Source organism: Agromyces sp. NPDC057865, assembly GCF_042796995.1.
GTDB lineage: Bacteria > Actinomycetota > Actinomycetes > Actinomycetales > Microbacteriaceae > Agromyces.
On sequence record NZ_JBHVMJ010000001.1, the window covers coordinates 1,274,989 to 1,299,840 of the forward strand.

General features: G+C 72.6%; 20 protein-coding genes. 13 read left to right on the forward strand and 7 right to left on the reverse strand.

Going from position 1 to position 24,852, the window contains the following annotated elements:
- Positions 1-26 precede the first annotated feature (26 nt).
- Positions 27-1,292, forward strand: a complete 1,266-nt coding sequence (locus ACFVN5_RS06040) for a hypothetical protein (protein WP_376953913.1) — start codon at positions 27-29, stop codon at positions 1,290-1,292.
- Between the two features lie 189 nt (positions 1,293-1,481).
- On the forward strand, positions 1,482-2,039 hold the full coding sequence (locus ACFVN5_RS06045) for a 2-phosphosulfolactate phosphatase (protein ID WP_376953914.1): 558 nt from the start codon (positions 1,482-1,484) through the stop codon (positions 2,037-2,039).
- Between the two features lie 73 nt (positions 2,040-2,112).
- Here the strand turns inward: ACFVN5_RS06045 and ACFVN5_RS06050 are convergent, their stop codons facing one another.
- The 4 genes from ACFVN5_RS06050 to ACFVN5_RS06065 form a co-directional block, all read right to left on the reverse strand.
- Complete coding sequence (locus ACFVN5_RS06050; protein WP_376953916.1) at positions 2,113-2,820, reverse strand: AIM24 family protein; 708 nt, start codon at positions 2,818-2,820, stop codon at positions 2,113-2,115.
- A gap of 65 nt (positions 2,821-2,885) precedes the next feature.
- Complete coding sequence (locus ACFVN5_RS06055) at positions 2,886-3,500, reverse strand: CGNR zinc finger domain-containing protein (RefSeq protein ID WP_376953917.1); 615 nt, start codon at positions 3,498-3,500, stop codon at positions 2,886-2,888.
- A gap of 102 nt (positions 3,501-3,602) precedes the next feature.
- The gene (locus ACFVN5_RS06060; protein ID WP_376953918.1) at positions 3,603-4,100 is read right to left on the reverse strand and encodes a SprT-like domain-containing protein; all 498 of its coding nucleotides are present in this window, start codon (positions 4,098-4,100) and stop codon (positions 3,603-3,605) included.
- Between the two features lie 119 nt (positions 4,101-4,219).
- Entirely contained in the window at positions 4,220-5,425 is a 1,206-nt protein-coding gene (locus ACFVN5_RS06065; protein ID WP_376953919.1) for a PQQ-dependent sugar dehydrogenase, read from the reverse strand.
- Between the two features lie 47 nt (positions 5,426-5,472).
- On the opposite strand from ACFVN5_RS06065, the gene ACFVN5_RS06070 reads away from it, so the two are divergent.
- From ACFVN5_RS06070 to ACFVN5_RS06085, 4 genes are all read left to right on the forward strand, one after another.
- Positions 5,473-6,234 carry a LamB/YcsF family protein gene (locus ACFVN5_RS06070; protein WP_376953920.1) on the forward strand — a complete coding sequence of 254 codons (762 nt, stop codon included), beginning with the start codon at positions 5,473-5,475 and terminating at the stop codon, positions 6,232-6,234.
- Positions 6,231-6,863: an allophanate hydrolase subunit 1 gene (locus tag ACFVN5_RS06075; RefSeq protein ID WP_376953921.1), complete on the forward strand. Its 633-nt coding sequence runs from the start codon at positions 6,231-6,233 to the stop codon at positions 6,861-6,863. Before ACFVN5_RS06070 ends, ACFVN5_RS06075 begins: the two co-directional genes overlap by 4 nt.
- Positions 6,860-7,720 carry a biotin-dependent carboxyltransferase family protein gene (locus ACFVN5_RS06080; protein ID WP_376953922.1) on the forward strand — a complete coding sequence of 287 codons (861 nt, stop codon included), beginning with the start codon at positions 6,860-6,862 and terminating at the stop codon, positions 7,718-7,720. The genes ACFVN5_RS06075 and ACFVN5_RS06080 overlap by 4 nt, the downstream gene beginning before the upstream one ends.
- Before the next feature lie 107 nt (positions 7,721-7,827).
- Positions 7,828-9,477, forward strand: coding sequence for a glycoside hydrolase family 10 protein (locus ACFVN5_RS06085; protein WP_376953923.1), 1,650 nt, complete (start codon positions 7,828-7,830; stop codon positions 9,475-9,477).
- A 24-nt stretch (positions 9,478-9,501) separates the two neighbouring features.
- Here ACFVN5_RS06085 and ACFVN5_RS06090 read toward each other — a convergent pair whose 3' ends face one another.
- Positions 9,502-10,362: a spermidine synthase gene (locus ACFVN5_RS06090; RefSeq protein ID WP_376953924.1), complete on the reverse strand. Its 861-nt coding sequence runs from the start codon at positions 10,360-10,362 to the stop codon at positions 9,502-9,504.
- Positions 10,363-10,440: 78 nt separating this feature from the next.
- Positions 10,441-11,202: a spermidine synthase gene (locus tag ACFVN5_RS06095; protein WP_376953925.1), complete on the reverse strand. Its 762-nt coding sequence runs from the start codon at positions 11,200-11,202 to the stop codon at positions 10,441-10,443.
- 110 nt (positions 11,203-11,312) lie between these two features.
- On the opposite strand from ACFVN5_RS06095, the gene ACFVN5_RS06100 reads away from it, so the two are divergent.
- Positions 11,313-11,669, forward strand: coding sequence for a group 1 truncated hemoglobin (locus ACFVN5_RS06100; protein WP_376953927.1), 357 nt, complete (start codon positions 11,313-11,315; stop codon positions 11,667-11,669).
- Positions 11,670-11,706: 37 nt separating this feature from the next.
- On the opposite strand, the gene ACFVN5_RS06105 is transcribed toward ACFVN5_RS06100, so the two are convergent.
- On the reverse strand, positions 11,707-14,370 hold the full coding sequence (locus ACFVN5_RS06105) for a LuxR C-terminal-related transcriptional regulator (protein ID WP_376953928.1): 2,664 nt from the start codon (positions 14,368-14,370) through the stop codon (positions 11,707-11,709).
- A gap of 299 nt (positions 14,371-14,669) precedes the next feature.
- On the opposite strand from ACFVN5_RS06105, the gene ACFVN5_RS06110 reads away from it, so the two are divergent.
- From ACFVN5_RS06110 to ACFVN5_RS06135, 6 genes are all read left to right on the forward strand, one after another.
- A complete protein-coding gene (locus ACFVN5_RS06110) occupies positions 14,670-14,921 on the forward strand; it encodes a hypothetical protein (protein WP_376953929.1) in 252 nt (83 codons plus the stop codon).
- 74 nt (positions 14,922-14,995) lie between these two features.
- Positions 14,996-15,373, forward strand: a complete 378-nt coding sequence (locus ACFVN5_RS06115) for a hypothetical protein (RefSeq protein WP_376953931.1) — start codon at positions 14,996-14,998, stop codon at positions 15,371-15,373.
- A 1-nt stretch (position 15,374) separates the two neighbouring features.
- Positions 15,375-15,779, forward strand: coding sequence for a hypothetical protein (locus tag ACFVN5_RS06120; protein WP_376953932.1), 405 nt, complete (start codon positions 15,375-15,377; stop codon positions 15,777-15,779).
- A gap of 382 nt (positions 15,780-16,161) precedes the next feature.
- Entirely contained in the window at positions 16,162-19,653 is a 3,492-nt protein-coding gene (gene rpoB / locus ACFVN5_RS06125) for a DNA-directed RNA polymerase subunit beta (RefSeq protein WP_376953933.1), read from the forward strand.
- 44 nt (positions 19,654-19,697) lie between these two features.
- On the forward strand, positions 19,698-23,594 hold the full coding sequence (gene rpoC / locus ACFVN5_RS06130; protein ID WP_376953934.1) for a DNA-directed RNA polymerase subunit beta': 3,897 nt from the start codon (positions 19,698-19,700) through the stop codon (positions 23,592-23,594).
- Between the two features lie 146 nt (positions 23,595-23,740).
- A complete protein-coding gene (locus ACFVN5_RS06135) occupies positions 23,741-24,844 on the forward strand; it encodes a hypothetical protein (protein WP_376953935.1) in 1,104 nt (367 codons plus the stop codon).
- Positions 24,845-24,852: the final 8 nt, after the last annotated feature.

Genomic DNA, 24,852 nt, shown 5'->3' on the forward strand with positions numbered 1-24,852 from the left:
TCCGACGCACGTCCTAGACTCCGGCCATGCCCGACGCGCTCTGGTGGTTGCCCTCCCTCGTCGTGTTCGGCGCCGCGGCACTCGCGCTCGGCGCAGGGGTCGTGGGCTTCCGCCGGCTCGGCGCGCGACGCGAGCGCGCGGAGCTCGGCGACGGACGCGCCCTCGAGGTGCGTGCGAAGGGCCTCATCGTGGAGGCCGACAACGCCGTGCGCGACGCCGATCGGGAGGTCGAGTTCGCCGAGGCGCAGTTCGGGCCCGCCGTCGCGCGCGATGTGCGCACGGCGCTCGAGGCGGCGCGCGGGCGGCTCCGCGAGGCCTTCCTGCTGCAGCAGCGGCTCGACGACGCCGCGCCCCACACCGCCGCCGAGCGCCGCGCCTGGAGCAGCCGCATCGCCGACCTCTGCGAGTCCGCGCTCCGAGAGCTGCATGAGGCGGATGCCGCGCTCGCCGGGCGTCGCCGGGCCGAACGCGGCGCCCGCGACGACGTGCCCGCCCTGCGCGTCGACGCCGCACGCCTCGAACGCCGTCGCACCGAGGCCGAGGCGGGACTCGAGCGGCTCGGCACGCGCTTCACGCCCGCGGCGCTCGGCGTCGCGCGGGCGGCGGGAGCGCGGGCGGCCTCGGCGCTGACGGGTGCGACGTCGGCGCTCGACACGGCCGAGCGCCAGCTCGCCGGGACCGAGCCCGCGGCCGATACGCTCGCGACCGCCGTGGACCTGCTCGACCGCGCCGGACGCGACCTCGCGATCGTGGAGGGCGTCGAGCTCGACCTCGCCGCCGCGCAGGACGACGCCGCGACGCAGGCCGCTGCGCTCGACGCCGACCTCGTCGCCGCGCGCGGCGAGCGGGACGCGCAGGAGGACGCCGACGCGCAGCAGGCGCTCGGCACGGCGATCGGCGCGGCATCCGCCGTGCTCGCCGCGCGCGGGGACCTCGCGGGCGACCCCTTCGCCGACCGCGACCGGATCGCCGCCGTCCGCGACCGCCTCGAGGTGGCGCGCGCCGCGGCCCGGAACGCGCAGGGGCGGCTCGACGGGGCGCGCGGCGCGCTCGGGGGCGCGATCGCGATCGCGGAGAGCCAGGCGCGCGTGGCCCGTGCCGCGATCGACCGCGCCGGGCCCCGCGTCGGGGCGGACGCGCGCACGCGACTCGCCGAGGCCGAGCGGCAGCTCGTGATCGCGCGCCAAGAGCCCGATCCCGTGGCGGCGCTCGACGCCGCGCGGCGGGCCGCCGCCCGCGCGAACGACGCCGAGGCGCTCGCCGCGTGGGACAGGTCCGGCGACGGGCGGTAGCCGGGTCTGGACACGAGGCGACGCCGCCGTTCGAATGCCCCGATGCAGGAAGTTCCGGATGGCACGCCGGGTCACCACCGTTCCGGCACGGCGTGTCGGCCGGAACTTCCTGCACAGGGCACCAGCCGCCCGAGAAGCACCGCACGCACGGCCGCGCGACCGACGTCGTCGGCGGGGTAGCCTGTCGCGGTGAGCGAGACGAGCGCGCCCGACGGGCAGGCGAAGTACCAGGTCCGACTCGACTGGGGGATCGCCGGTGCGGAGCGGATCGTGCGCGGCGCCCACGTCGCGGTCGTGGTCGACGTGCTGCCGTCGCCCGACGGCGAGGTCATCGCCGCGGCGCTCGCCGGGCGGGGCGTGGTGGTGCTCGAGGGGTCGCTGCGCAACCGCAGCGCGGTGGCCCGACGCATCCTCGACCTGCAGGAGGAGCGCGGCGAGCGACTCATGGTCGCGATCGTGGCCGCGGGCGAGCGAACCGGCAGTGCTGATGGCGAGGCCGTGCGGTTCACCGTCGAGGACCAGCTGGGCGCGGGCGCCGTCGTCGACGCGCTCATCGCCCTCGGCATCGACCACACGTCGCCCGAGGCGGCCGTGGCGTGCGCCGCGTTCGAGGGCCTGCGGCACGCGTCCGTGCACCTGATCGGTGCGTCGGCGAGCGGCGCCGCCCTCGTCGCGCAGGGTCGGCGACCCGAGGTCCGTGCCGCGACGGAGGTCGACGCGTCGGACGAGGTGCCGACGGTCGGCTGAGCGGACGGTCGGCTGATCGACTGACCCGGCTGACCGGTCGAGCTGCTCCTCGGCCGAGGCCGGCAGCGACCAACTAGCTGTTCGAGTTGTCCTGATCGGGCAGGTAGGGCTCGATCGCGGCCGCCAGCTTCGCGGGCGTCATCGACTGGAGCCACACGTGCCCCGGCCCGTGCAGCTGTGCGAGCATCAGCGAGTCGCCGAAGAACTTGTTCTTCACCCCCTTCACGGTGGCGAACTCGAGGGGCATCTCGGCGCGGAACATCGCGAGGTGTCCCGGGTGGATGAGCAGCGATTGGCCGGCCGCCAGGTCGTACTCCACGAGTTCCCCGGCGAGCTGCACCCATGCGGTCCCGTTCCCGGTGAGCTTCTGGAACACCACGCCGGCGCCGCCGAAGATGCCGGCGCCGAGCTTCTTCTGCAGGCCGACCGAGACGACCACCCCGTGCGTGCTCGCCATGTACGAGCCCGACAGGATCATGAACTCGTCGGACGGGTCGACGCGCAGCTCCCGGATCGTGCCGGGCAGCTGTGCCGCGAACGCGACGAACCCGCCGGCGTCGGGCGCCGTGTACTCGGTGAGGAACAGCTGGCCGCCGCCGAGGACGCGCTTCAGGCTGCTCATGAATCCGCCCTGTCCGCCGCTGCCGTGGGCGGTGGACGTGTCCATCCGGAAGCCGGTGGTGAGCCAGGAGACGTCGCCGCCCTCGGCGACGATCTGCTCGCCCGGCGAGAGGGTGAGCTCGAGGATGGGCATGGTCGTTCCGACGATCTTGGGCTCCATGGCCGCACGGTAGCAGCGGGTGCCACGTGCGGCCGGTCCATCCGGAGGAGAGCCGCCGGTTCGGGTCAGGCCGCTGCCTGGTCCGCCTTCCGGGCGCGGGCGCGGTGCGCGCGCACCTTCGCGCGGTTGCCGCAGCGCTGCATCGAGCACCAGCGCCGGGTCGCCGCACGCGACGTGTCGAGGTAGACGATGCCGCAGTCGCCGCTGCACTCGCGGATGCGGTCGGCGTTCACGTCGTCGAACAAGTCGACCGCGTCGCGGGCGATGGTCGAGAGCGCCTGGCCGACGGTCTGCACCGAGCGGCCCGCCTGACGCGAGCCGCCGGCGAGCACGGGCGGGATGTCGGGGGTCGCGGCGTAGAGGTTCACGAGGTCGATGTCCTGCGAGCGCACGTCGTCGCCGCGGGCGGCCGCCTGCGCCATGCGCCCGATGGCGTCGCGCAGCGAGATCGCGTCGAACAGGTCGCGCGAGCGCGCCGTGCCGACGGCGACCGGGAACCGGTCGCGGAGCCACGTGGTGAGGTCGTCGGGCGCGTGCAGCCGCTCCCATGCCGGATTGCCGCCCATGGCGCCCGTGTAGGCGAAGTCGAGCGCGAACGATCCCGAGTCGAACCACCAGCGGACGCCCTCCGCCGAGGTGAACCACTGTCCGACGGGGATGGAGACGGTGGAGACGGGCATGGGGGAACCATCCTCGGACGTCGCGGACGCCGCATCCGCGCTGCTGGGGGTGGGACGCATGCGCCGGTGGGCATGCGCTCGACGACCCGGCCGACGCGGCGGTCAGCCGGCTGCCGCGCTCGCGGCCCGCCGCCGCACCGCAGGCGTGATCTCGCGATGACGCCAGACGATGAGGTTCGCCCGATCGAATCCGCGACGGCACAGACCGCAGCTCAGTGGGCGCTGGGGTTCACGGTAGCGGAAATGCTCGTGCCCCGCGGGGCAGCGACCCACCCATGGCGCCAACTCGTGCGCGACCTCGCCGTCGTGCGTGCGACGCCCGACGTAGCCGAGGTCGGACGCGATCGTCGCCCACTTGGGCCCGTGCCCGGCGCGCGGCCCGGCCATGGCGTGCGCGACCTCGTGCAGCAGGATCTGGTGGATCTCGTCGTCGTCGTAGCGGGCGGCGAGGTAGCGCGACACCGAGATGTGCTTGGCGGTGTAGTTGCACAGGCCCGCGCGCTTCTTCGCGTTGTCGAAGCCGAAGCTCCACACCGCGGCATCGAGGTGCAGGACGATCAGGGCCTCCGCCCATCGCCGAACCCGCTCGAGATCCGCCATGGGATGAGAATAGTCCCGCCCACCGACCTCGCGACGGAGGCACTGGCCCCCGAACGGGGCCGCGTTTCGCGCGGCATTCCGGGCTTTCCGGCTCTTCCGGGGGCGGGCTTCGGCGACCGCTACCCCGCCGGCGCCAGGCGCACCCGGAACAGCTTGTCGTCGCCTGGCGAGGGCGAGCCGCGACCGTCGGTGTTGTTCGAGATGAACCAGAGCTCCCCGTCGGGGCCCGCCGTCACGTCGCGCAACCGCCCGAGCTCGCCGACGACCCACGGCGTCGCGGTGAGGGCCCCGCCGGCGGTCGCGGGGGCGATGGTCCAGAGCCGTTCGCCGCGCAGTGCGGCGAGGAAGAGCGTGTCGCCGACGATCGCGAGCCCGCTCGGGCTGGCGTCCGCGGTCGACCACTGCTGCACGGGATCGATGAAGCGCGAGTCGCCCGCCTGCCCCTCGACGATCGGCCAGCCGTAGTTGCCGCCGGGCTGGATCCGGTTCAGCTCGTCCCACGTGTTCTGGCCGAACTCCGCGGCCCAGAGGTCGCCGTTCGCGTCCCACGCGATGCCCTGCGGGTTGCGGTGCCCGAACGACCAGGTGAAGTTGTCGAACGGGTTGCCCGGCGCCGGCCGCCCCTCGGGCGTCATCCGCAGGATCTTGCCCGACAGCGACCCCGGGTCCTGTGCGGTGTCGCGGTTCCCGGCGTCGCCGGCCGTCGCGTAGAGGAACCCGTCGGGCCCGAACCTGATGCGTCCGCCGTCGTGGTTCCCCGCCTTCGGGATGCCGGTGAGCACGTCCTCGGGCGCGCCGAGGCCGAGGGAGCCGGGCTCGCCCGTGAGCGGCATCCGCACGATGCGGTTGTCGGATGCCGCGGTGAAGTACGCGTAGACGTAGTCGGGGTCGTCGCCGTCGGTCGGGCGGAACGCGAGCCCGAGCAGTCCGCCCTCGCCGCCGGGCACGACCCCGGGCACGGTGGCGGCGACCCGCAGCGACCCGTCGCCGAGCACCTCGACCACGTTCGCCGTGTCGCGCTCGCTCACGAGCACGCCGCCGTCGGGCAGCCGCAGGATCGACCACGGCGCCTGCAGTCCCTGCGCCACGACCTCGACGCCGCCGCTCGGCAGCAGCACGGGCGGCGGGCCCGTCGGGGTCGGCGTCGCCGTGGCCGTCGGCGCCGCGGGCGTGCCGGGCGGGGTCGACGGCAGCGTGCTTCGCTCGGGCGCGCCGACGCACGCGGCGAGCACGGCGATCGAGGCGAGGGCGACGGATGCCGCGGCCGCGGCGCTCGGGGCACCGGATCGACGCCCCCGGCGCTGCGCACGTACCGCGTTCGGCATGCGACCTCCCCATCCCAGTGTGCGCGCTGCTTCGGCAGAATGGGAGCATGACGCCTGGGATCGACCTCAACAGCGACCTCGGCGAATCCTTCGGCGAGTGGCGGGTCGGCGACGACGAGGCGATGTTCGCGATCGTCTCGAGCGCAAACGTCGCGTGCGGGTACCACGCCGGCGACGCCCTGACGATGGCCGAGAGCGCCGGTCGCGCGGTGCGCCACGGCGTCGCCCTCGGCGCCCACCCCGGCTACCGCGACCTCGTCGGCTTCGGACGCCGCGCGCTCGACACGAGCCCGCCCGAGATCGCCGCGGAGCTCCTCGTCCAGCTCGGCGCGCTCGACGGCGTCGCCCGCGGCGCGGGGACGCGCGTGCGCTACGTGAAGGCGCACGGCGCGCTCTACCACCGGCTCGCAGCCGACGAGCGCGCCGCCCATGCGTTCGTCGAGGCCGTCGCCCACTACGACCCCACCCTGCCCGTGCTCGGCCCGCCCGACAGCGAGCTCGAACGGGCGGCGGATGCCGCGGGCCTCCGGTTCGCCCGAGAGGCGTTCGTCGACCGCGGCTACGTCGCCGACGGGTCGCTCGTGCCCCGCGGCGAGCCGGGCGCGGTCGTCGATGCCCCGGCGGCCGCGGCCGACCGCGCGCTCGAGCTCGCCGAGACGGGCGGCCTCACCGCCGACGACGGCAGCCGCGTCGAGCTCGCGCCCGACTCCCTCTGCCTGCACGGCGACACCCCGGGCGCGGTGGCCATGGCCCGCGCCGTGCGCGACGCGCTCGAGGGCGCGGGCGTCGAGATCCGGGCGTTCGCATGAGCCGCCGACTGCTGCCGAGCGGCGACGCGGCCCTGCTCGTCGAGTGCGACTCGCTCGAGGAGGTGCTCGCGCTGCACGACGCGCTCGCCGCCGACCCGCACCCGGGCGTCGTCGAACTCGTGCCCGCCGCGCGCACGATCCTCGTCGCGGTCGACCCGGCCCGCCTTCCGCTCGAGTCCGCGGCGACGTGGGTCCGGCGCATCCCCGCCGAGGCGGGCTCGCGGGTGGCCGGTGCGACGGCCGACCCGGTCGTCATCCCGGTGGTCTACGACGGCGAGGACCTCGCGACCACGGCCGCGCTCCTGGGCGTCTCCGCCGAAGCGCTCGTCCGGGCGCACGCCTCGGCCGAATGGCGTGTCGCCTTCGTCGGCTTCGCCCCGGGCTTCGGCTACCTCGTGAGCGACGACTGGCCGTTCGAGGTGCCCCGGCTCGAGGCGCCCCGTCCACGAGTGCCCGCTGGGTCAGTGGCGATCGCGGGTGCCTTCGGCGGCGTGTACCCGCGGCAGAGCCCGGGCGGCTGGCGACTCGTCGGCCGCACCGACGCGATCCTCTGGGACCCAGAGGCGGCCGAGCCCGCGCTGCTCGCGCCGGGTCGCCGCGTGCGCTTCGAGGCGGTCGGCTCGGCATGAATCGCCTGCGCGTCGAGCACCCGGGCGCCTCGGCGCTCGTGGAGGACCTCGGCCGCCCGGGGCTCGCCCATCTCGGCCTCCCGGCCTCCGGAGCCCTCGACCGCGGTGCGCTCACGCTCGCGAACCGGCTCGTCGGCAACCCCGACGGCGCGGCGGCGCTGGAGGTGCTCGTCGGCGGATTCCACGCCCGGTTCGAGGGCGAGGCGTGGTTCGCGGTGACGGGCGCGTGGGGTCCGGTCACGCTCGACGGCCGGCCGGTCGCGCCGTACGCGGCGACGCGGGCGCGCGACGGCTCGGTCCTGGAGCTCGGCACGGCGGCGCGCGGCATCCGCTACGTGCTGGCCGTGCGCGGCGGCCTCGACGTGCCGGCGGTGCTCGGGTCACGGTCGCGCGACACGCTCGCCGCGATCGGCCCCGAGCCCGTGGTCGCTGGGCAGGTGCTCCCGATCGGCGCGGAGCCCGCGGCATCCGTGCCCGTGATCGACCAGGACGTCGCCTTCCCGCCGCCGCAGGACGTCACGCTCGCGCTGCTGCCCGGCCCGCGGGCCGACTGGTTCACGGATGCCGCGCGCGCCGCGCTGTTCGAACGGCCCTGGCGCGTCTCGGAGCAGGCCGACCGCATCGGGGTGCGGCTCGTCGGGCCGGCGCTCGAGCGGCTGCGCCCTGGGGAGCTCGCGAGCGAGGCGACCGTGCCGGGCTCGATGCAGGTGGCGGGCGACGGGCGGCCGACGATCCTGCTCGCCGACCGGCCGGTCACGGGCGGCTATCCCGTCATCGCGATCGTCGCCCCGGGCTCGCTCGACGCGATGGCGCAGGTGCGTCCGGGGCAGGAGGTGCGGTTACGGCACGCGCGATGAGCCGGGCGCCCGACGCTGATGCGTTGCCGGTGACTCGGAAGCAATCCTTCACAAGGTCGAAGATGTATGGAAGTATCTTCCAAACCGGACCCGACCCTGGAGGATCGATGACGCACCGCCAGTCCCTGCCCGCCGACGAACCCACCGCAGCGGTCGGCCGCCGCGGCTTCCTCACGCTCGCCGTCGCGGGCGTCGCGGCATCCGCCTTCACCGTCACGATCGGCGGCCTCGCACCCGCGCCCGCTCACGCGAACGCCTTCGGCACGACGGCGGCCGCGACCGCGGCCGCCGCTGCCGGACCGCGCAAGCGCGAGCTGCGCGCGATGTGGATCTCGTCGGTCGTCAACATCGACTGGCCGAGCCGCACCGGCCTCAGCGCCGACGCACAGCGCGCCGAGTTCCTGCACTGGCTCGACGTGGCGGAGCAGTTCCGCCTCAACGCGGTCTTCGTGCAGGTGCGGCCCACCGCCGACGCGTTCTGGCCGAGTCCGCTCGAACCGTGGTCGCAGTACCTCACGGGCGTGCAGGGGCAGGACCCGGGCTACGACCCGCTCGCGTTCATCGTCGAGGAGGCGCACGCCCGCAACCTCGAGCTGCACGCCTGGTACAACCCCTATCGCGTGTCGATGCAGGCGGATCCGGCGCAGCTCGTGCCCGAGCACCCCGCACGCGTTCACCCGGAGTGGATCTGGGCCTACGGCGGCAAGCTCTACTTCGACCCGGGCCTGCCGGAGGTCCAGGAGCACATCCAGCGGGCGATCCTGCACTCGGTCGAGCACTACGACCTCGACGGCGTGCACTTCGACGACTACTTCTATCCCTACCCGGTGGCGGGCCAGGTGGTCCCGGATGCCGCGACCTTCGCCGCGCACGGCGCCGGCTTCGACGACGTGGCCGACTGGCGCCGCCACAACGTCGACACGTTCGTGCGGTCGATCTCCGAGCGCATCAAGGCGCTGAAGCCCTGGGTGAAGTTCGGCATCAGCCCGTTCGGCATCTGGCGCAACCGCGCGACCGACCCGCTCGGCTCCGAGACGGGCGGCTCGCAGTCGTACGACCTGCAGTTCGCCGACACCCGCAAGTGGGTGCTCGAGGGCTGGCTCGACTACATCAACCCGCAGGTCTACTGGCAGATCGGGCTGGCGGTCGCCGACTACGCGAAGCTCGTGCCGTGGTGGGCCGAGGTCGCCGCGGCATCCGGCACGCATCTCTACATCGGCGAGGCGCTCTACAAGGTGACCTCGGGCGTGTTCACCGACCCGGCCGAGCTGTCGAACCACCTCACGATGGACCGCGAGATCGACGCCGCCGGCACACCGGTGCACGGCAACGTGTACTTCTCGGCGAAGCACGTGCCCGCCGACCCGCAGGGCTCGATGTCGCGGGTCGTGGCCGACCACTACGCGCACCCTGCGATCGTGCCGGCCATGGAGTGGCTGCCGGCGACGGACGTGCGCACCCCCGTGCTCGCGCGGGTCGCGCGCACCGACGGCGGCGTCGAGCTGCAGTGGTCGGATGCCGCGCCGCCGACCCGCCGTGCCACCTCGTTCGCGGTCTACCGCGTCGACGGTGCGGCCGACGCGATCGACGTCGAGGACGCGACGAACCTCGTGGCGACCGTGCGGGCGCAGGCCGGCGTCGTGCAGCGGTGGACCGATGTCACGGCGGAGGCCGGTCGTGCGTACGCCTACTCGGTGACGGCGCTCGACCGGGTCTGGAACGAGAGCGGCCCGAGCGCGGTGCGCGCGGCCGGGTGACGCCGCCCGACGTGACGCACCCGATCAGCGACCCGGCTTCGAGAGGAAGACCGAACGCGCCGGCGGCGGCGACGGCACCGCCGTGGCATCCGTCACCACCGGTGCGCCGGCGATGAACCGGCGGAGCTCGTCGCCGTCGACGAGCTTCGCCGGGGCCGGGTCGCTCGCGAGCCGTCGGGGCAGGCCCGCGAAGGGCAGCTCCTGGTCGGACGCGTACATGACCACGTTGCCGAACCGCCGCCCCTTCAGCATCGACGTGTCGGCCGCGATCGCGACGTGCGCGAACACGTGCGCGAGCGTCGCCGCCTGCGAGCGGGCGAACGCGAGCCCGGCGCCGTCGGCGACGTTCACCGCGACGATGCCCTCGGGCGCGAGCCGCGGTGCGAGGAGTCCGTAGAACTCGGCGCTCGTGACGTGCGCCGGGGTGCGCGCACCCGAGAAGATGTCGACCACCGCGAGGTCGACCGCGCCGTCGAGGCCGGCCGGCAGCTTCTGCAGCACCTCGCGCGCGTCGCCGTGCCGGATGCGCACCTGGGCGCCGCGGGGGAGCGGCAGGTGCTCGCGCACGAACTCGACGAGGTCGCTTTCGAGTTCGACGACCTGCTGCCGCGAGCCGGGCCGGGTGGCCGCGATGTAGCGGGGCAGCGTGAGCGCCCCGCCGCCGAGGTGCAGCGCCGTGATCGGCTCGCGCTCGGGCCGCACGAGGTCGGCGGCGTGGCCGATGCGCCGCACGTACTCGAAGCCGAGCCAGTCGGGGCGGTCGAGCTCGACGTGCGACTGCGGGGTGCCGTCGACGAAGAGGGTCCACGACCCGGGCACGCTGCGCGACTCCTCGAGGCGGGCGACGTGGCCGCTCACGGTGAGGCGGCGTTCGAGGTCGGGCACGGATGCCACGCTACCCGCCTCGTGCGCGAGCGGCCGCGTCGCGGCATCCGCTCGGTGCCGTACGCGACGCGGCGCGGCTCAGCAGGCGCCCCACAGCGCGACGTCGAGCCGGTGCTCCGTGAGCACCTCGGCGGGGAACGGGCCGCCCAGCTCGAGCCGGTCTTCGAGACCCGTCGGAAGGCCGTCGGGCGCGGCCACGAGCACGGCGTTCCCCTCCTCGGCGCCCGAGAGCGTGGTCGGGTCGCCCGCGACGAGCAGGGCGGCGCCCGGGTCGGCCCGGGCGAGGGCCCGCGTCTGCGCGCGCAGGCGGGCGAGCCCGGCGGCGTCGGCCACGTTCACGACGAGGAGGCCGCCGGCCGACAGGAGCGCGAGGCATCCGCCCATGAAGGCCGGCTCGTCGACGAAGGCGGGAGCGTCGAGCCCCGTGTAGAGGTCGAGGACGACCGCGTCGAACGGGCGGGCGGCCGCGAGCGGCGAGAGCATCTCGCGGGCATCGGCCACGACCACCCTGATGTCGGCGTCGGCGGGCAGCGGCAGCCGGCCGAGCACCAGGTCGACGAGCTCGGCGTCGTGCTCGACCACGACCTGCTCGGAGCCGGGCCGGGTCGCGGCGACGTAGCGGGGGAGCGTGAAGGCGCCGCCGCCGAGGTGCAGCGCGCGGATCGGCTCGCCCACCGGACGCACCGCGTCGAGCACGTGGCCGATCCGGCGCACGTACTCGAAGAACAGGCGGGTCGGGTCGTCGGGATCGACGTGCGACTGCGCCGCGCCGTCGACGAGGAGCGTCATCCCGGTGCGGGAGAACACGTCGGCCTCGAACTCGATGCGCGGTGGCGCCATGCCTGCATCGTGCCACGATCCGGCGGCGACGCGTGGGGTGAGCAACGGTTGCTCATGCGCGCTCGCCGCGAATGCCCGACACTGGGACCACGCGACGACGAGGAGGCGGCATGGCCGAGGTCTACGAGCAGCTCGGCGGTCCCGACGGGGTGCGCACGGCCGTCACGGTGTTCTACAACCGCATCACCGCCGACGAGCAGCTCGGCCGCTGGTTCGAGGGCATCGACCTCGACCGCCTCAAGGCGCACCAGCGCGCCTTCCTCACGGCCGCGTTCGGCGGTCCGCAGGTGTTCTCGGGCCGGAGCCTGCGCGAGGCGCACGCCGACCTCGAGATCACGGATGCCGCGTTCGACACCATGGTCTCCACGCTGCTCACGAGCCTCGCCGACCTCGGCGTGGCGAAGGAGGCGGTGGCCGCGGTCGGCGAGCGGCTCGAGGGCGCGCGGGCGGAGGTCGTCACCGCCTGAGCGGGTGTCGTCGTGGCACGGCAGTTCGCCGCGGCGTTCAGGCGCGCAGCTCGTGCCGTCCGCGGATGCCGAGCTTCGTGTACGTCGACTGCAGGTGGTTGTTCACCGTGCGCGGCGAGAGGAAGAGGCGCGTCGCGATTTCGTTCGAGCTGAGCCCCTGCGCGGCGAGCGAGGCGATCTCGCGCTCGCGCGGCGTGAGCGGCTCCGCGCCGTCGGAGAACCGCAGCAGCGGCGTGCGCGCGCCCTCGCAGGCGGCGGCGAGCGACGCCGCACGCTGGAGGTCGGCGGTCGCCTCGCGACCGTTTCCGGCCGCGCGGGCCGCCTGCCCGGCCGAGGCGTAGGCCTCGGCCGCGAAGAGGAGGTGCCCGATCGACTCCCACTCGGCGCCCACCGCGCGCAGCGCCGCCGCGTCGGCGGCCGCCTCGGCCGCGGCGTGCGCGAGTCGACGGCGCACGGCGGGCGAATCGGATGCCGCGGCGAGCCGCCCGAGCCGCTCGGCCGCCGTGCGCGCGTGGGCGCGTGATCCGAACCGCACGAGGTGGTGCAGGAGGCCCGCCGCCACGCTCACGGCGCCGCGATGCTCGAGCACGTCGACGCGGGCGAGGATCGTCGCGGCCGCGGCATCCAGACGCCCCTCGCCGACGGCGATCCACGCGTCGGCGAGCGCCGTGACCGAGTTGTCCTCGTCGAGTCCCGCGATGACCTGGGCGCGCAGCTCCCGGGCGCGCGCGACGTCGCCCTGCTCGGCCGCGACGATCGCGAGGAAGCAGCGTCCGAACTCGCGCAGCGACTTCGGGCCGTGCAGCTCGGCGCCGCCGACCGTGTCGCGGAACCAGCGCGCGGCCGTGTCGAGCCGGCCGAGCTGCCAGAAGATGCGGCCCATCATGAACTCGTCGAGCCGGGCGGTGAGGGCGTCGTCGTGCCGGATCGCGTCGTGCAGCGACTCGATGACCGTCGCCCGCGCGTCGTCGAGCCGGTCGGCCGCGATGAGCACGTGCGCGAGCGCGAGCTCGGCGCGCCGGGGCACGATGACCGAGTGGTCGGCCTTCGCGAACCGCACCGCGCGCTCGGCGGACGCGATCGCCTCGGCGTCGCGTCCGAGCGTCACGAGCGGCATCGCCCGGGACAGGTCGAGCACGGCCTGCTCGAAGGCGGTGTCGCCGGCCACGGCGGCGGCGGACTCGACGTGGGCGAGCGCGTCGTGCGCGTATTCGAGGTTGACGAGGAGCACCGCCTTGCTGAGCGCGATCGTCGCGGACTGCCCGGGCAGTGCGTCCTCGAGCGACTCCAGCAGCTCGAGCCCGCGCGCGCTGCCGAGCGGGTCGCCGCCGAACACGTCGGCACGGGCTGCGCCGATGGCGGCGAGCAGCTCGGGCGGATCGCCATCGGTGACCGCGCGCTCCTCGGCGCGCGCGAGCACGGCGAGCGCGTCCTCGGCCCGGCCGAGCGACCAGAGCAGCTCGCCGTGCAGCAGGAGCCCCGCCGCGTCGTCGGCGCCGGCGGCCACGGCGGCCGCGGCCAGGCGCTCGGCGGTGCGCCGGTCGTGCGCCATGCGCGCGAGCGACGCCGAGCGGGCGAGCACGCCCGCATCGGACGGGCGACCGGCGTCGAGGCGCCAGATCGCCACCCGGAGCTCGTCGGCCGGGGTCATCGCGCGGGAGGCGACGAGGTCGGCCTGCTCGAGGAGGAGGGAGACGGCGCGGAGCCGCGGGATGCTGTCGCGCACCGCGGAGGCGTAATGCGGGTGGGCCAGTCCCACCCGCATGCGCGCGCCCGACTCGTCGACGCGGATGAGGCCGCGCATCTCGAGCTTGGCGAGCGCCTCGGGCGCGCCGGGCCGGGCGAACTCGTCGAACGCGAGCGGCTCGCAGAGCGCGAGACGCTCGACCGTGTCGCGCTCGTCGTCGCCGAGCACGCGCAGCCGGGCGCGGATGAGGTCGCGCAGGGCCGGCGTGCCGACCGGTTCGCCGACGAGCTGCCACAGCCCGTCGGCCGAGACGAGCGACCCCGCGTCGGCCGCGCCGATCGCGAGCTCGCGGAGGAAGAGGGGATTGCCCTGCGACACCCCGTGCAGCTCGACCGCGTCGCGGTGCGCGATGGGTCCCCCGAGCACGCGCGTGAGCAGTTCGCTGACCTCGTCGACGTCGAGCGGAGCGAGGTCGAGCCGCACCGCGTCGCCGGCCGCCGCGAGCGAGAGCAGCCCGTCGGGCACCGGGTCGGACTCGCCGACCGTGCCGATGAGCCGCAGCACGCCCGACTCCACGAGCTGGGCGATGAGCGCCACCGAGACCGTGTCGACCGCCGAGACGTCGTCGACGGCGAGGACCGTGCGCCGTCCGGCCGCGACCTCGCGCACGGCCGCGCTCGCCGCGGCGTAGAGGGCGACCGGATCGCCCGCCGCCGTCACCATCGCGACGGGGTCGCCGGCCAGCACGGGTGCGAGCGCGCCGAGGGGCACGGCGCTGAGGGCCGTGTTGCCGCTCGCCGCGAGCACGCACCAGCCGTCGTCGCCGAGGCGCTCGGTCACGGCCCGCATCACGCGGCTCTTGCCGATGCCCGACGGGCCGTAGACCAGCAGCGTTCGGGCGGAGTCCCTCAGCGCCGCGACGCCGCGGTCGACGAGCGCGTCCCGGCCGACCAGCGGCCACGCCTCGTCCAGCCCGCGCGGCGCCCCCGCCGACTCCCCAGGTCCCACCGACACCCTCACCCTCGGTTCCCGGCGACGCCGGTGGATTCACTGTACGACCTCGCCCGTCGCCGGAGCAGGGCGACGGTGTACCCCGAACGGGTGCCCGTTGAGCAACGGCGAGCGCCTCCCTGAGCAATCGTCGCCACCCACTGAGCAACGGATGCCGCGACGTGAGCAACGTCCTCCCGACGCGATTGAGCAGCCCCTGCCCATCCGCGGCCGCACGCCGCCGAACCAAGCTGATCTCCGGCAGCCACCGCTGCCCCGCGGAGCCCGAAGCCCGCGGCCCACGACCGGCAGGAGCGACCCGGATGCGATCCACCACCCACGTGCCCGAGTCGGCCGGCGACGGACGTCGCCCGCTCGCGTCGCGGCTCGCGGCCCTCGGCCTCGCCGGGGCGCTCGCGACCACGGTGGCGCTCACCGCAGCGCCCGCCGGCGTGGCGGCGCCCGATCGCGGGCCCTCCGACGAAGCGCGCGCCGCGGCATCCGCCCGGCCCGTCGACCTCGAGGCCTACGTCGAGCGCACGGTCGCCGAGTACGACGTCGCACCGGCGCACTGATCCACCAGGCGAACCACCCACCACACGAACACCGACGCCGGGCGATCGCCCGGCACCGACCTCAGGAGCAGATGATGAACATGTTCAAGCAGTTCGGCGACATGGCGAAGATGGTCCAGGCCGCGCCCGGCCTCATCGACCAGGCCAACGCCCTCTCGGTCCAGTCCGAGTCCTACCGCGCCCAGATGGACGCGCAGGCCGTGCACGCGATGACGGCGCAGCCGGCGCCCGGCAACCTCGAGCCCATCGCGGGCGTCGACCTCGACCGCTACGCGCGCATCGTCAAGGGCATCGCCGCGTACCAGTACGACGAGACCAAGCTGCCCGTCGTCGCCGGCATGTTCGGCGTCGACCCGGCCTCGTGGGCCGAGGCGCAGTCGGGCTGGGGCGCGCGCATCCAGGCCGACCGCGGCGTCGGCCGCCGGTTCAACGAGATCTACGCGGTGGTCTGAGATGGGCTTCCTCAAGGACCTCACGACCCTCACCCGCCAGGCGAACGCCGCCTACGACCGGATGGACGTCGGCGCGAGCCTCGCCGCCGCGAGCCGCTCCATGGAGGACGCGAGCCGCGTGCTCGCCGCGACCACCCCTCGCCCCGAGGACGCCGCGCTCGAGGCCGTGCGCCTGCGTGCCACGGCGAACGTCGTCGACGCGCGCCAGCTGCCCATGGTCATCGGCATGAACGTCGTGGTCGAGCTCGACCTCGTCGTGGCGATGCCGAGCGGGTTCCCGCTGCCGGTGACGCGCACCGAGCAGCTCGCGCCGCTGCACCTCGCCCGTGTGACACCCGGCTCGACGGTCGACGTGAGCATGGTGCCCGGACGTCCGGACACCGTGCGGATCGAGTGGGGCGCCTGACCGCGGCCACGCGCTCCGGGACGACGACCGACGCCCCGCCGGCACCCTCGCCGGCGGGGCGTCGTGGTGCCCGCGAGCGAGCGTCGCGCGGGCATGGCACGGGGATCGGCGCGGTCGTCGCGCCGGCGTGGCACGGGAATCAGTGGGGCTGTCGCGGGGTTATACCCGACATCGGCGCACAAATCAAGATTCCGACTGGACATGGCGCGCCGTATCGCATATAGTTGTTCTTTGCGCTCCCAGACCTACCCTGCCTTCATATTGTGGTCGGCTTTCGCGTGCCGGGGTTCATGACCTCAGGCATCCGCGACACGTCTCGGGGGTCCTACTCTCCGCTACCGACAGTGAACCGGCCCGACGGGGCCGATGGAGGTTAATTCACTTGGCTGCTGCGCGCAACGCAACCACGCCCACCCCCAAGAACGGACGCGGTGCAAGCCGCCTCTCGTTCGCAAAGGTCACCGACACCCTCACGGTACCCGACCTGCTCGCCCTCCAGACCGAGAGCTTCGACTGGCTCGTCGGCAACGACGCGTGGAAGGCGCGCGTTGAGGCGGCGGTCGAGGCCGGTCGCCAGGACCTGCCCGAGGCCACCGGCCTCGAGGAGATCTTCGAGGAGATCTCGCCGATCGAGGACCTCGGCGAGACCATGCAGCTCTCGTTCACGAACCCCGAGCTCGAGCCGCCGAAGTACACGATCGACGAGTGCAAGGAGAAGGGCAAGACCTACTCCGCCCCGCTCTACGTGAACGCCGAGTTCATGAACCACCTCACGGGCGAGATCAAGACCCAGACGGTGTTCATGGGCGACTTCCCGCTCATGACCCCCAAGGGCACCTTCGTCATCAACGGCACCGAGCGCGTCGTCGTGTCGCAGCTCGTCCGTTCGCCCGGCGTCTACTTCGAGCGCACCCCCGACAAGACGTCCGACAAGGACATCTACTCGGCGCGCGTGATCCCGAGCCGCGGTGCGTGGCTCGAGTTCGAGGTCGACAAGCGCGACCAGGTCGGCGTCCGCATCGACCGCAAGCGCAAGCAGTCGGTCACGGTCTTCCTGAAGGCCCTCGGCCTCACCTCCGAGGAGATCCTCGAAGAGTTCGCCGGCTACGAGTCCATCGCGCTCACCCTGGAGAAGGACAACATCCTCACCAAGGAGGAGGCGCTCAAGGACATCTACCGCAAGTTGCGTCCGGGCGAGCAGGTCGCCGCCGAGGCCGCGCGTGCGCTCCTCGACAACTTCTACTTCAACCCGAAGCGCTACGACCTCGCCAAGGTCGGCCGGTACAAGATCAACCAGAAGCTCGGCCTCGAGGCCCCGCTGACGGACTCGGTGCTCACGGTGCAGGACATCGTCGCCACGATCAAGTACCTCGTCGCCCTGCACGAGGACCGTGCCACGCTGCCCGGCCGCCGCGGTGGCAAGGACGTGGAGATCCGCCTCGACGTCGACGACATCGACAACTTCGGCAACCGTCGCATCCGCGCGGTGGGCGAGCTCATCCAGAACCAGGTGCGCACCGGCCTCAGCCGCATGGAGCGCGTCGTCCGCGAGCGCATGACGACGCAGGACATCGAGGCGATCACCCCGCAGACCCTGATCAACGTGCGACCCGTCGTCGCGGCGATCAAGGAGTTCTTCGGCACCTCGCAGCTGTCGCAGTTCATGGACCAGAACAACCCGCTCGCCGGCCTCACGCACAAGCGCCGCCTCTCGGCGCTCGGCCCCGGCGGCCTCTCGCGCGACCGCGCGGGCGTCGAGGTCCGCGACGTGCACCCCTCGCACTACGGCCGCATGTGCCCGATCGAGACGCCGGAAGGCCCGAACATCGGCCTCATCGGCTCGCTCGCGTCCTTCGCGCGCATCAACTCGTTCGGCTTCATCGAGACGCCGTACCGCAAGGTCGTCACGGGCAAGGTCACCGAGCAGATCGACTACCTCACCGCGATGGAGGAGGACGACTACATCGTCGCCCAGGCCAACGCACCCCTGAAGGCCGACGGCCACTTCGTGGAAGACCGAGTCCTCGCCCGCAAGAAGGGCGGCGAGGTCGACCTGTTCCCCGCCGACGAGATCGGCTACATGGACGTCTCGCCGCGCCAGATGGTGTCGGTCGCCACGTCGCTCATCCCGTTCCTCGAGCACGACGACGCGAACCGCGCCCTCATGGGTGCGAACATGCAGCGCCAGGCGGTGCCGCTGCTCCGCAGCGACTCGCCGTTCGTCGGCACCGGCATGGAGGGCTACGCCGCGGTCGACGCGGGTGACGTGGTCACCGCCGGCCGCTCGGGCGTCGTGACCGAGGTCTCGGCCGACTTCGTGACCGTGCAGCTCGACGAGGGCGGCACCGACACGTACTACCTGCGCAAGTTCGACCGCTCGAACCAGGGCACGTCGTACAACAACCGCGTCATCGTCTCCGCCGGCGACCGCGTGGAGGCCGGCGAGGTCATCGCCGACGGTCCCGCGACCGACAACGGCGAGCTCGCGCTCGGCAAGAACCTCCTCGTGGCGTTCATGCCATGGGAGGGCCACAACTTCGAGGACGCGATCATCCTCAGCCAGAACCTGGTGAAGGACGACGTCCTCTCCTCGATCCACATCGAGGAGTACGAGGTCGACGCCCGCGACACCAAGCTCGGCAAGGAGGAGATCACCCGCGACCTCCCCAACGTGAGCCCCGACCTGCTGGCCGACCTCGACGAGCGCGGCATCATCCGCATCGGCGCCGAGGTGCGTCCCGGCGACATCCTCGTCGGCAAGGTCACGCCGAAGGGCGAGACCGAGCTCTCGGCCGAGGAGCGCCTGCTCCGCGCGATCTTCAACGAGAAGAGCCGCGAGGTGCGCGACACGTCGCTGAAGGTCCCCCACGGCGAGCAGGGCACGATCATCGGCGTCAAGGTGTTCGACGCGCAGGACGGCGACGACGAGCTCGGCTCGGGCGTCAACCAGCGCGTGGTCGTCTACATCGCCCAGAAGCGCAAGATCACCGAGGGCGACAAGCTCGCGGGCCGTCACGGCAACAAGGGCGTCATCTCGAAGATCCTGCCGGTCGAGGACATGCCGTTCCTCGCCGACGGCACCCCGGTCGACGTCATCCTCAACCCGCTCGGCATCCCCGGCCGCATGAACTTCGGCCAGGTGCTGGAGACCCACCTCGGATGGGTCGCCAAGCAGGGCTGGAAGGTCGAAGGCAAGCCGACGTGGGCGAAGCGCCTGCCCGAGGCCGCGCACGAGGCCGCTCCCGGCACGAAGGTCGCGACCCCGGTGTTCGACGGCGCCCTCGAGGAGGAGATCGCGGGTCTGCTCGACTCGACGCTCCCCAACCGCGACGGCGAGCGGCTCATCGACTCGAGCGGCAAGACGCAGCTCTTCGACGGCCGCTCAGGCGAGCCCTTCCCGTACCCGGTCTCGGTCGGCTACATGTACATCCTGAAGCTGCACCACCTCGTGGACGACAAGATCCACGCGCGCTCCACCGGCCCGTACTCGATGATCACCCAGCAGCCGCTCGGTGGTAAGGCGCAGTTCGGCGGCCAGCGCTTCGGTGAGATGGAGGTGTGGGCCCTCGAGGCCTACGGCGCCGCGTACGCGCTCCAGGAGCTCCTCACGATCAAGTCCGACGACATCCTCGGCCGCGTCAAGGTGTACGAGGCGATCGTCAAGGGCGAGAACATCCAGGAGCCCGGCATCCCCGAGTCCTTCAAGGTGCTCATGAAGGAGATGCAGTCGCTCTGCCTGAACGTCGAGGTCCTCTCGGCCGACGGCACCGCGGTGAGCCTGCGCGACACCGATGACGAGGCCTTCCGCGCTGCGGAGGAGCTCGGCATCAACATCTCCGCGCGCTTCGAGTCGTCGAACATCGACGAGATCTGATCCCCGGCCAGAACGACGACAGAGACTTTTTTCTAGGAGAGAAATTGCTCGACGCAACCACTTTTGACGAGCTTCGCATCGGTCTGGCCACCGCCGACGACATCCGTCGTTGGTCCTATGGCGAGGTCAAGAAGCCCGAGACCATCAACTACCGCACGCTCAAGCCCGAGAAGGACGGCCTCTTCGGCGAGCAGATCTTCGGACCCAGCCGCGACTGGGAGTGCGCGTGCGGCAAGTACAAGCGCGTGCGCTTCAAGGGCATCGTCTGCGAGCGCTGCGGTGTCGAGGTCACGAAGTCCTCGGTGCGCCGTGAGCGGATGGGCCACATCGAGCTCGCCGCCCCGGTGACCCACATCTGGTACTTCAAGGGCGTGCCCTCGCGCCTCGGCTACCTGCTCGACATGGCGCCGAAGGACCTCGAGAAGGTCATCTACTTCGCCGCCTACATGGTGATCGACGTCGACGACGAGGGTCGTCACGCCGACATGCCCGGCCTCGAGAACGAGCTCCGCCTCGAGCTCAAGACGATCGGCGACCAGCGCGACGCGCGCATCGCCGAGCTGATGGCGCGCAAGGAGGCCGAGCTCGCCGAGCTCGAGGCCGAGGGCGCCAAGAGCGACGTGCGCAAGCGCGCCGAGGCCGCCGCCGACAAGGAGATGGCCGGCGTCCGCAAGTCCGCGGACGAGCAGCTCGCGCACCTCGAGCGCGTGTGGGAGGCCTTCCGCACCCTCAAGGTCGGCGACCTCAAGCCCGAGGACTCGGACTTCCACGAGCTCCAGGACCGCTTCGGCATGTACTTCGACGCCTACATGGGCGCCGAGGCCATCAAGAAGCGCCTCGAGGCGTTCGACCTCGCGGCCGAGGCCGAGGACCTGCACCTGCAGATCGCCGAGGGCAAGGGCCAGAAGAAGATCCGCGCCATCAAGCGCCTCCGGGTCGTCAACTCGTTCCTCGCCACGGGCAACTCGCCCGCCGCGATGGTGCTCGACGTCGTCCCGGTGATCCCGCCCGAGCTGCGCCCGATGGTGCAGCTCGACGGTGGTCGCTTCGCCACGTCCGACCTCAACGACCTCTACCGTCGCGTGATCAACCGCAACAACCGCCTCCGTCGCCTGCTCGACCTCGGTGCCCCCGAGATCATCGTGAACAACGAGAAGCGGATGCTGCAGGAGGCCGTCGACGCGCTGTTCGACAACGGCCGTCGTGGTCGCCCCGTCACGGGCACCGGCAACCGCGCCCTCAAGTCCCTGAGCGACATGCTCAAGGGCAAGCAGGGTCGCTTCCGCCAGAACCTGCTCGGCAAGCGCGTCGACTACTCGGGCCGTTCGGTCATCGTGGTCGGCCCGCAGCTCAAGCTGCACCAGTGCGGCCTGCCCAAGCAGATGGCGCTCGAGCTGTTCAAGCCGTTCGTCATCAAGCGCCTCATCGACCTCAGCCACGCGCAGAACATCAAGGCTGCCAAGCGCATGGTGGAGCGTTCGCGTCCGCAGGTGTGGGACGTGCTCGAGGAGATCATCCGCGAGCGCCCCGTGCTGCTGAACCGTGCGCCCACCCTGCACCGCCTCGGCATCCAGGCGTTCGAGCCGCAGCTCGTCGAGGGCAAGGCCATCCAGCTGCACCCGCTCGTCTGCGCCGCGTTCAACGCGGACTTCGACGGCGACCAGATGGCCGTGCACCTGCCGCTGTCGGTCGAGGCCCAGGCCGAGGCCCGCATCCTCATGCTCGCGTCGAACAACATCCTGAAGCCGTCGGACGGCCGTCCGGTGACCCTGCCCTCGCAGGACATGATCATCGGCCTGCACCACCTGACCACGCAGAAGGACGGCGCAGCGGGTGAGGGCCGTGCGTTCTCGTCGATCGCCGAGGCGATCCTCGCGTTCGACCAGAACCGCTTCGGCGCGCTCGAGCTCGACCTCAACGCCAAGGTGCGGATCCGCCTCGAGGGCCTGCACTTCGCCGAGGGCGACGAGCCCGAGGGCTTCGAGTCGGGCAAGCCGTTCCTGATGGAGACGACCCTCGGTCGCGCCCTCTTCAACGAGGCGCTGCCCGAGGACTACCCGTTCTTCAACCAGCAGGCCGGCAAGGGCCAGATCTCGTCGATCGTCAACGACCTCGCCGAGCGCTACCCGAAGACGGAGGTCGCCGCGACCCTCGACCGCATCAAGGACGCCGGCTTCCGCTGGGCGACCCGTTCGGGCGTGACCGTCGCGCTCTCGGACATCGTGACCCCGCCGAACAAGGGCGAGATCGTCTCGAAGTACGAGAAGCAGGCCGCCAAGGTGCAGTCGCAGTTCGAGAAGGGCCTCACGACCGACCTCGAGCGTCGCCAGGAGCTCATCCAGATCTGGACCAAGGCCACCGACGAGGTCGCCCGGGCCATGCAGGAGAACTTCCCGACCGACAACACCATCAACCGCATGGTGACGTCGGGCGCTCGTGGCAACTGGCTGCAGGTGCGCAACATCGCCGGCATGCGAGGCCTCGTGAACAACCCGAAGGGCGAGATCATCCCGCGTCCGATCATCTCCTCGTACCGCGAGGGGCTGTCGGTGGCGGAGTACTTCATCGCCACGCACGGTGCCCGCAAGGGCCTCGCCGACACCGCGCTCCGTACCGCCGACTCGGGCTACCTGACCCGTCGTCTGGTGGACGTCTCGCAGGATGTCATCATCCGCGAGGACGACTGCGGCACGACGCGCGGCCTCGACCTGCCGATCGCGACGACGGATGCCTCGGGCGAGCTCGTCCGCGACCCCAACGTCGAGAACTCGGTGTTCGCCCGCTCGCTCGCGGCCGACGCCGTGAACGCGAAGGGCGAGGTCGTGGCCGAGGCCGGCTCCGACGTCGGCGACGTGCTCATCAACGAGCTCATCGCGGCCGGCGTCGAGTCGATCAAGGTCCGCTCGGTGCTCACCTGCGAGTCCGCGGTCGGCGTCTGCGCGAAGTGCTACGGCCGTTCGCTCGCGACCGGCAAGCTCGTGGACATCGGCGAGGCCGTCGGCATCATCGCGGCCCAGTCGATCGGCGAGCCGGGCACCCAGCTCACGATGCGTACCTTCCACACCGGTGGTTCGGCCTCGGCCGACGACATCACGCAGGGTCTTCCCCGCGTGCAGGAGCTCTTCGAGGCTCGCACCCCCAAGGGTGCGTCGCCCATCGTCGAGGCCCCCGGCCGCATCACGATCGACGAGACCGAGCGTCAGCGCAAGGTCATCCTCACGCCCGACAACGGCGACGAGCCGATCGCGTACAACGTGCTCAAGCGCTCCACCCTCCTCGTGGAGGACGGCCAGCACGTCGAGCTCGGCCAGCAGCTGATCGTCGGCACCGTCGACCCGAAGGAGGTCCTCCGGGTCAAGGGCGTCCGCGAGGTGCAGAAGCACCTGGTGGACGGCGTGCAGGACGTGTACCGCTCGCAGGGCGTGCCGATCCACGACAAGCACATCGAGGTCATCGTCCGCCAGATGCTCCGCAAGGTCACCGTCGTCGACCACGCCGACACCGACCTGCTCCCGGGCGAGCTCGTCGACCGTTCGCGGTACAACGAGATCAACCGTGCGGCGCTCACCGAGGGCAAGAAGACGGCTTCGGCCCGCCAGGAGGTCATGGGTATCACCAAGGCCTCGCTCGCGACCGAGTCGTGGCTGTCGGCCGCGTCCTTCCAGGAGACGACCCGCGTGCTCACGCAGGCCGCCATGGAGGGCAAGTCCGACCCGCTCGTCGGCCTCAAGGAGAACGTGATCATCGGAAAGCTGATCCCCGCCGGCACCGGTCTGAACAAGTACCGGAGCGTCGCGGTCGAGGCCACGGAGGAGGCGAAGGCGGAGCGCTACCCGAACCGCATCTTCGCCGACGACGCGGCCTTCGCCGAGGGCGACCTCAGCTTCGTCGACTTCGACGCGTTCTCGAGCGACGACTTCACCCCCGGCAACTACAGCTAGTCGCCGAATCGCACGAAGGGCCCCGGAGCATTCCGGGGCCCTTCGTCGTGCCGCCGCATCTTCCGCGCGGCTCCGCGGCGGGGCGTGCGCGCGTTGCTACAGTGAGGCCATTCGCGGGTGCGAGGGCGCCCGGAAGGAGCGCGATCATGAGCAGCACGACTCCCGGATCCGACCCGGAACGCCCGCTCGACCCCGATGCCGTCGACCGCGAGCCGTCGGTCGATGACGTGCCCGCCGACGACGCGCCGGCCGACACGGGCGCGCATGAGCCCGTCGCCGCCGATGACGCACCGGCTGCGGCATCCGAGCACGTCGCCGAGCACGTCGCCGAGCCCGAGCCCGAGCCCGAGCCTCGGCCCGACGTGCGGCCGGCGGATGCCACGCCGGAGGCCGAGCCCGAGCCGGTCGTGACCGAGCCCGCGGCATCCGAGCCCGTCGCCGCCCCGCCCGTGGTGACCGAGCCCGCAGCCGACGACACCTCGCGCCTCGATGCGGCGGTGCAGCGGGCGAACGCGGAGCCCGTGGCATCCGACGACGTGGGGGAGCCGAACGCCCCCGAGCCCGTGCCCGCCGGCAGCGTGCGCCGCGAGACCTACGTGCCGGCCGCGACCGTCGCTGCGGGCACCGCCGCCGGCGCCGCGACCCTGGCTCCCGACCACGAGGCCGTGCCCACCGCGCTCGCCGCGCCGCAGACCATCTACGTGCAGGCGCCCACGCCGCCGAAGACCCGCGGCAACCGCGGATTCGGCGTGCTCGTCGCGCTGGTCGCCGCCGTCGTGTTCGCGCTGCTGTACGCGGGCATCGGCTACCTCGTGCTGCTCGCGCAGACCGACCCGCAGCAGGCGGCCTCGGTGTTCCTCCAGTTCGTGGCGCAGCCGGTGTACTGGGTGCCCGTCATCGCGACGTTCGTGGGCTTCACGCTGCTCGCCGTGATCGTGAACCGCGGGCCGTGGTGGCAGTACGCGGTGTTCGGCCTGCTCGTCGGCGTGTTCGTGTACCTCTCCTACATCGGCGCCGCGCTGCTGACCGTGCAGGCGTGGACCATGACGATCGACCAGGCGAACGACTTCATCCGGGCCCGCTGGCTCGACCCGTTCGCCCTCATCGCGGGCATCCTGGCCCGCGAGATCACGATCTGGCTCGGCGGCTGGGTCGCCTCGCGCGGCCGCGCCGTGACCGAGCGCAACCGCCTGGCCCGCGAGGCCTACGACCGCGAGCTCGCAGCGGGTCCGCAGCCGATCCGCCCGTAGGGCTCCCG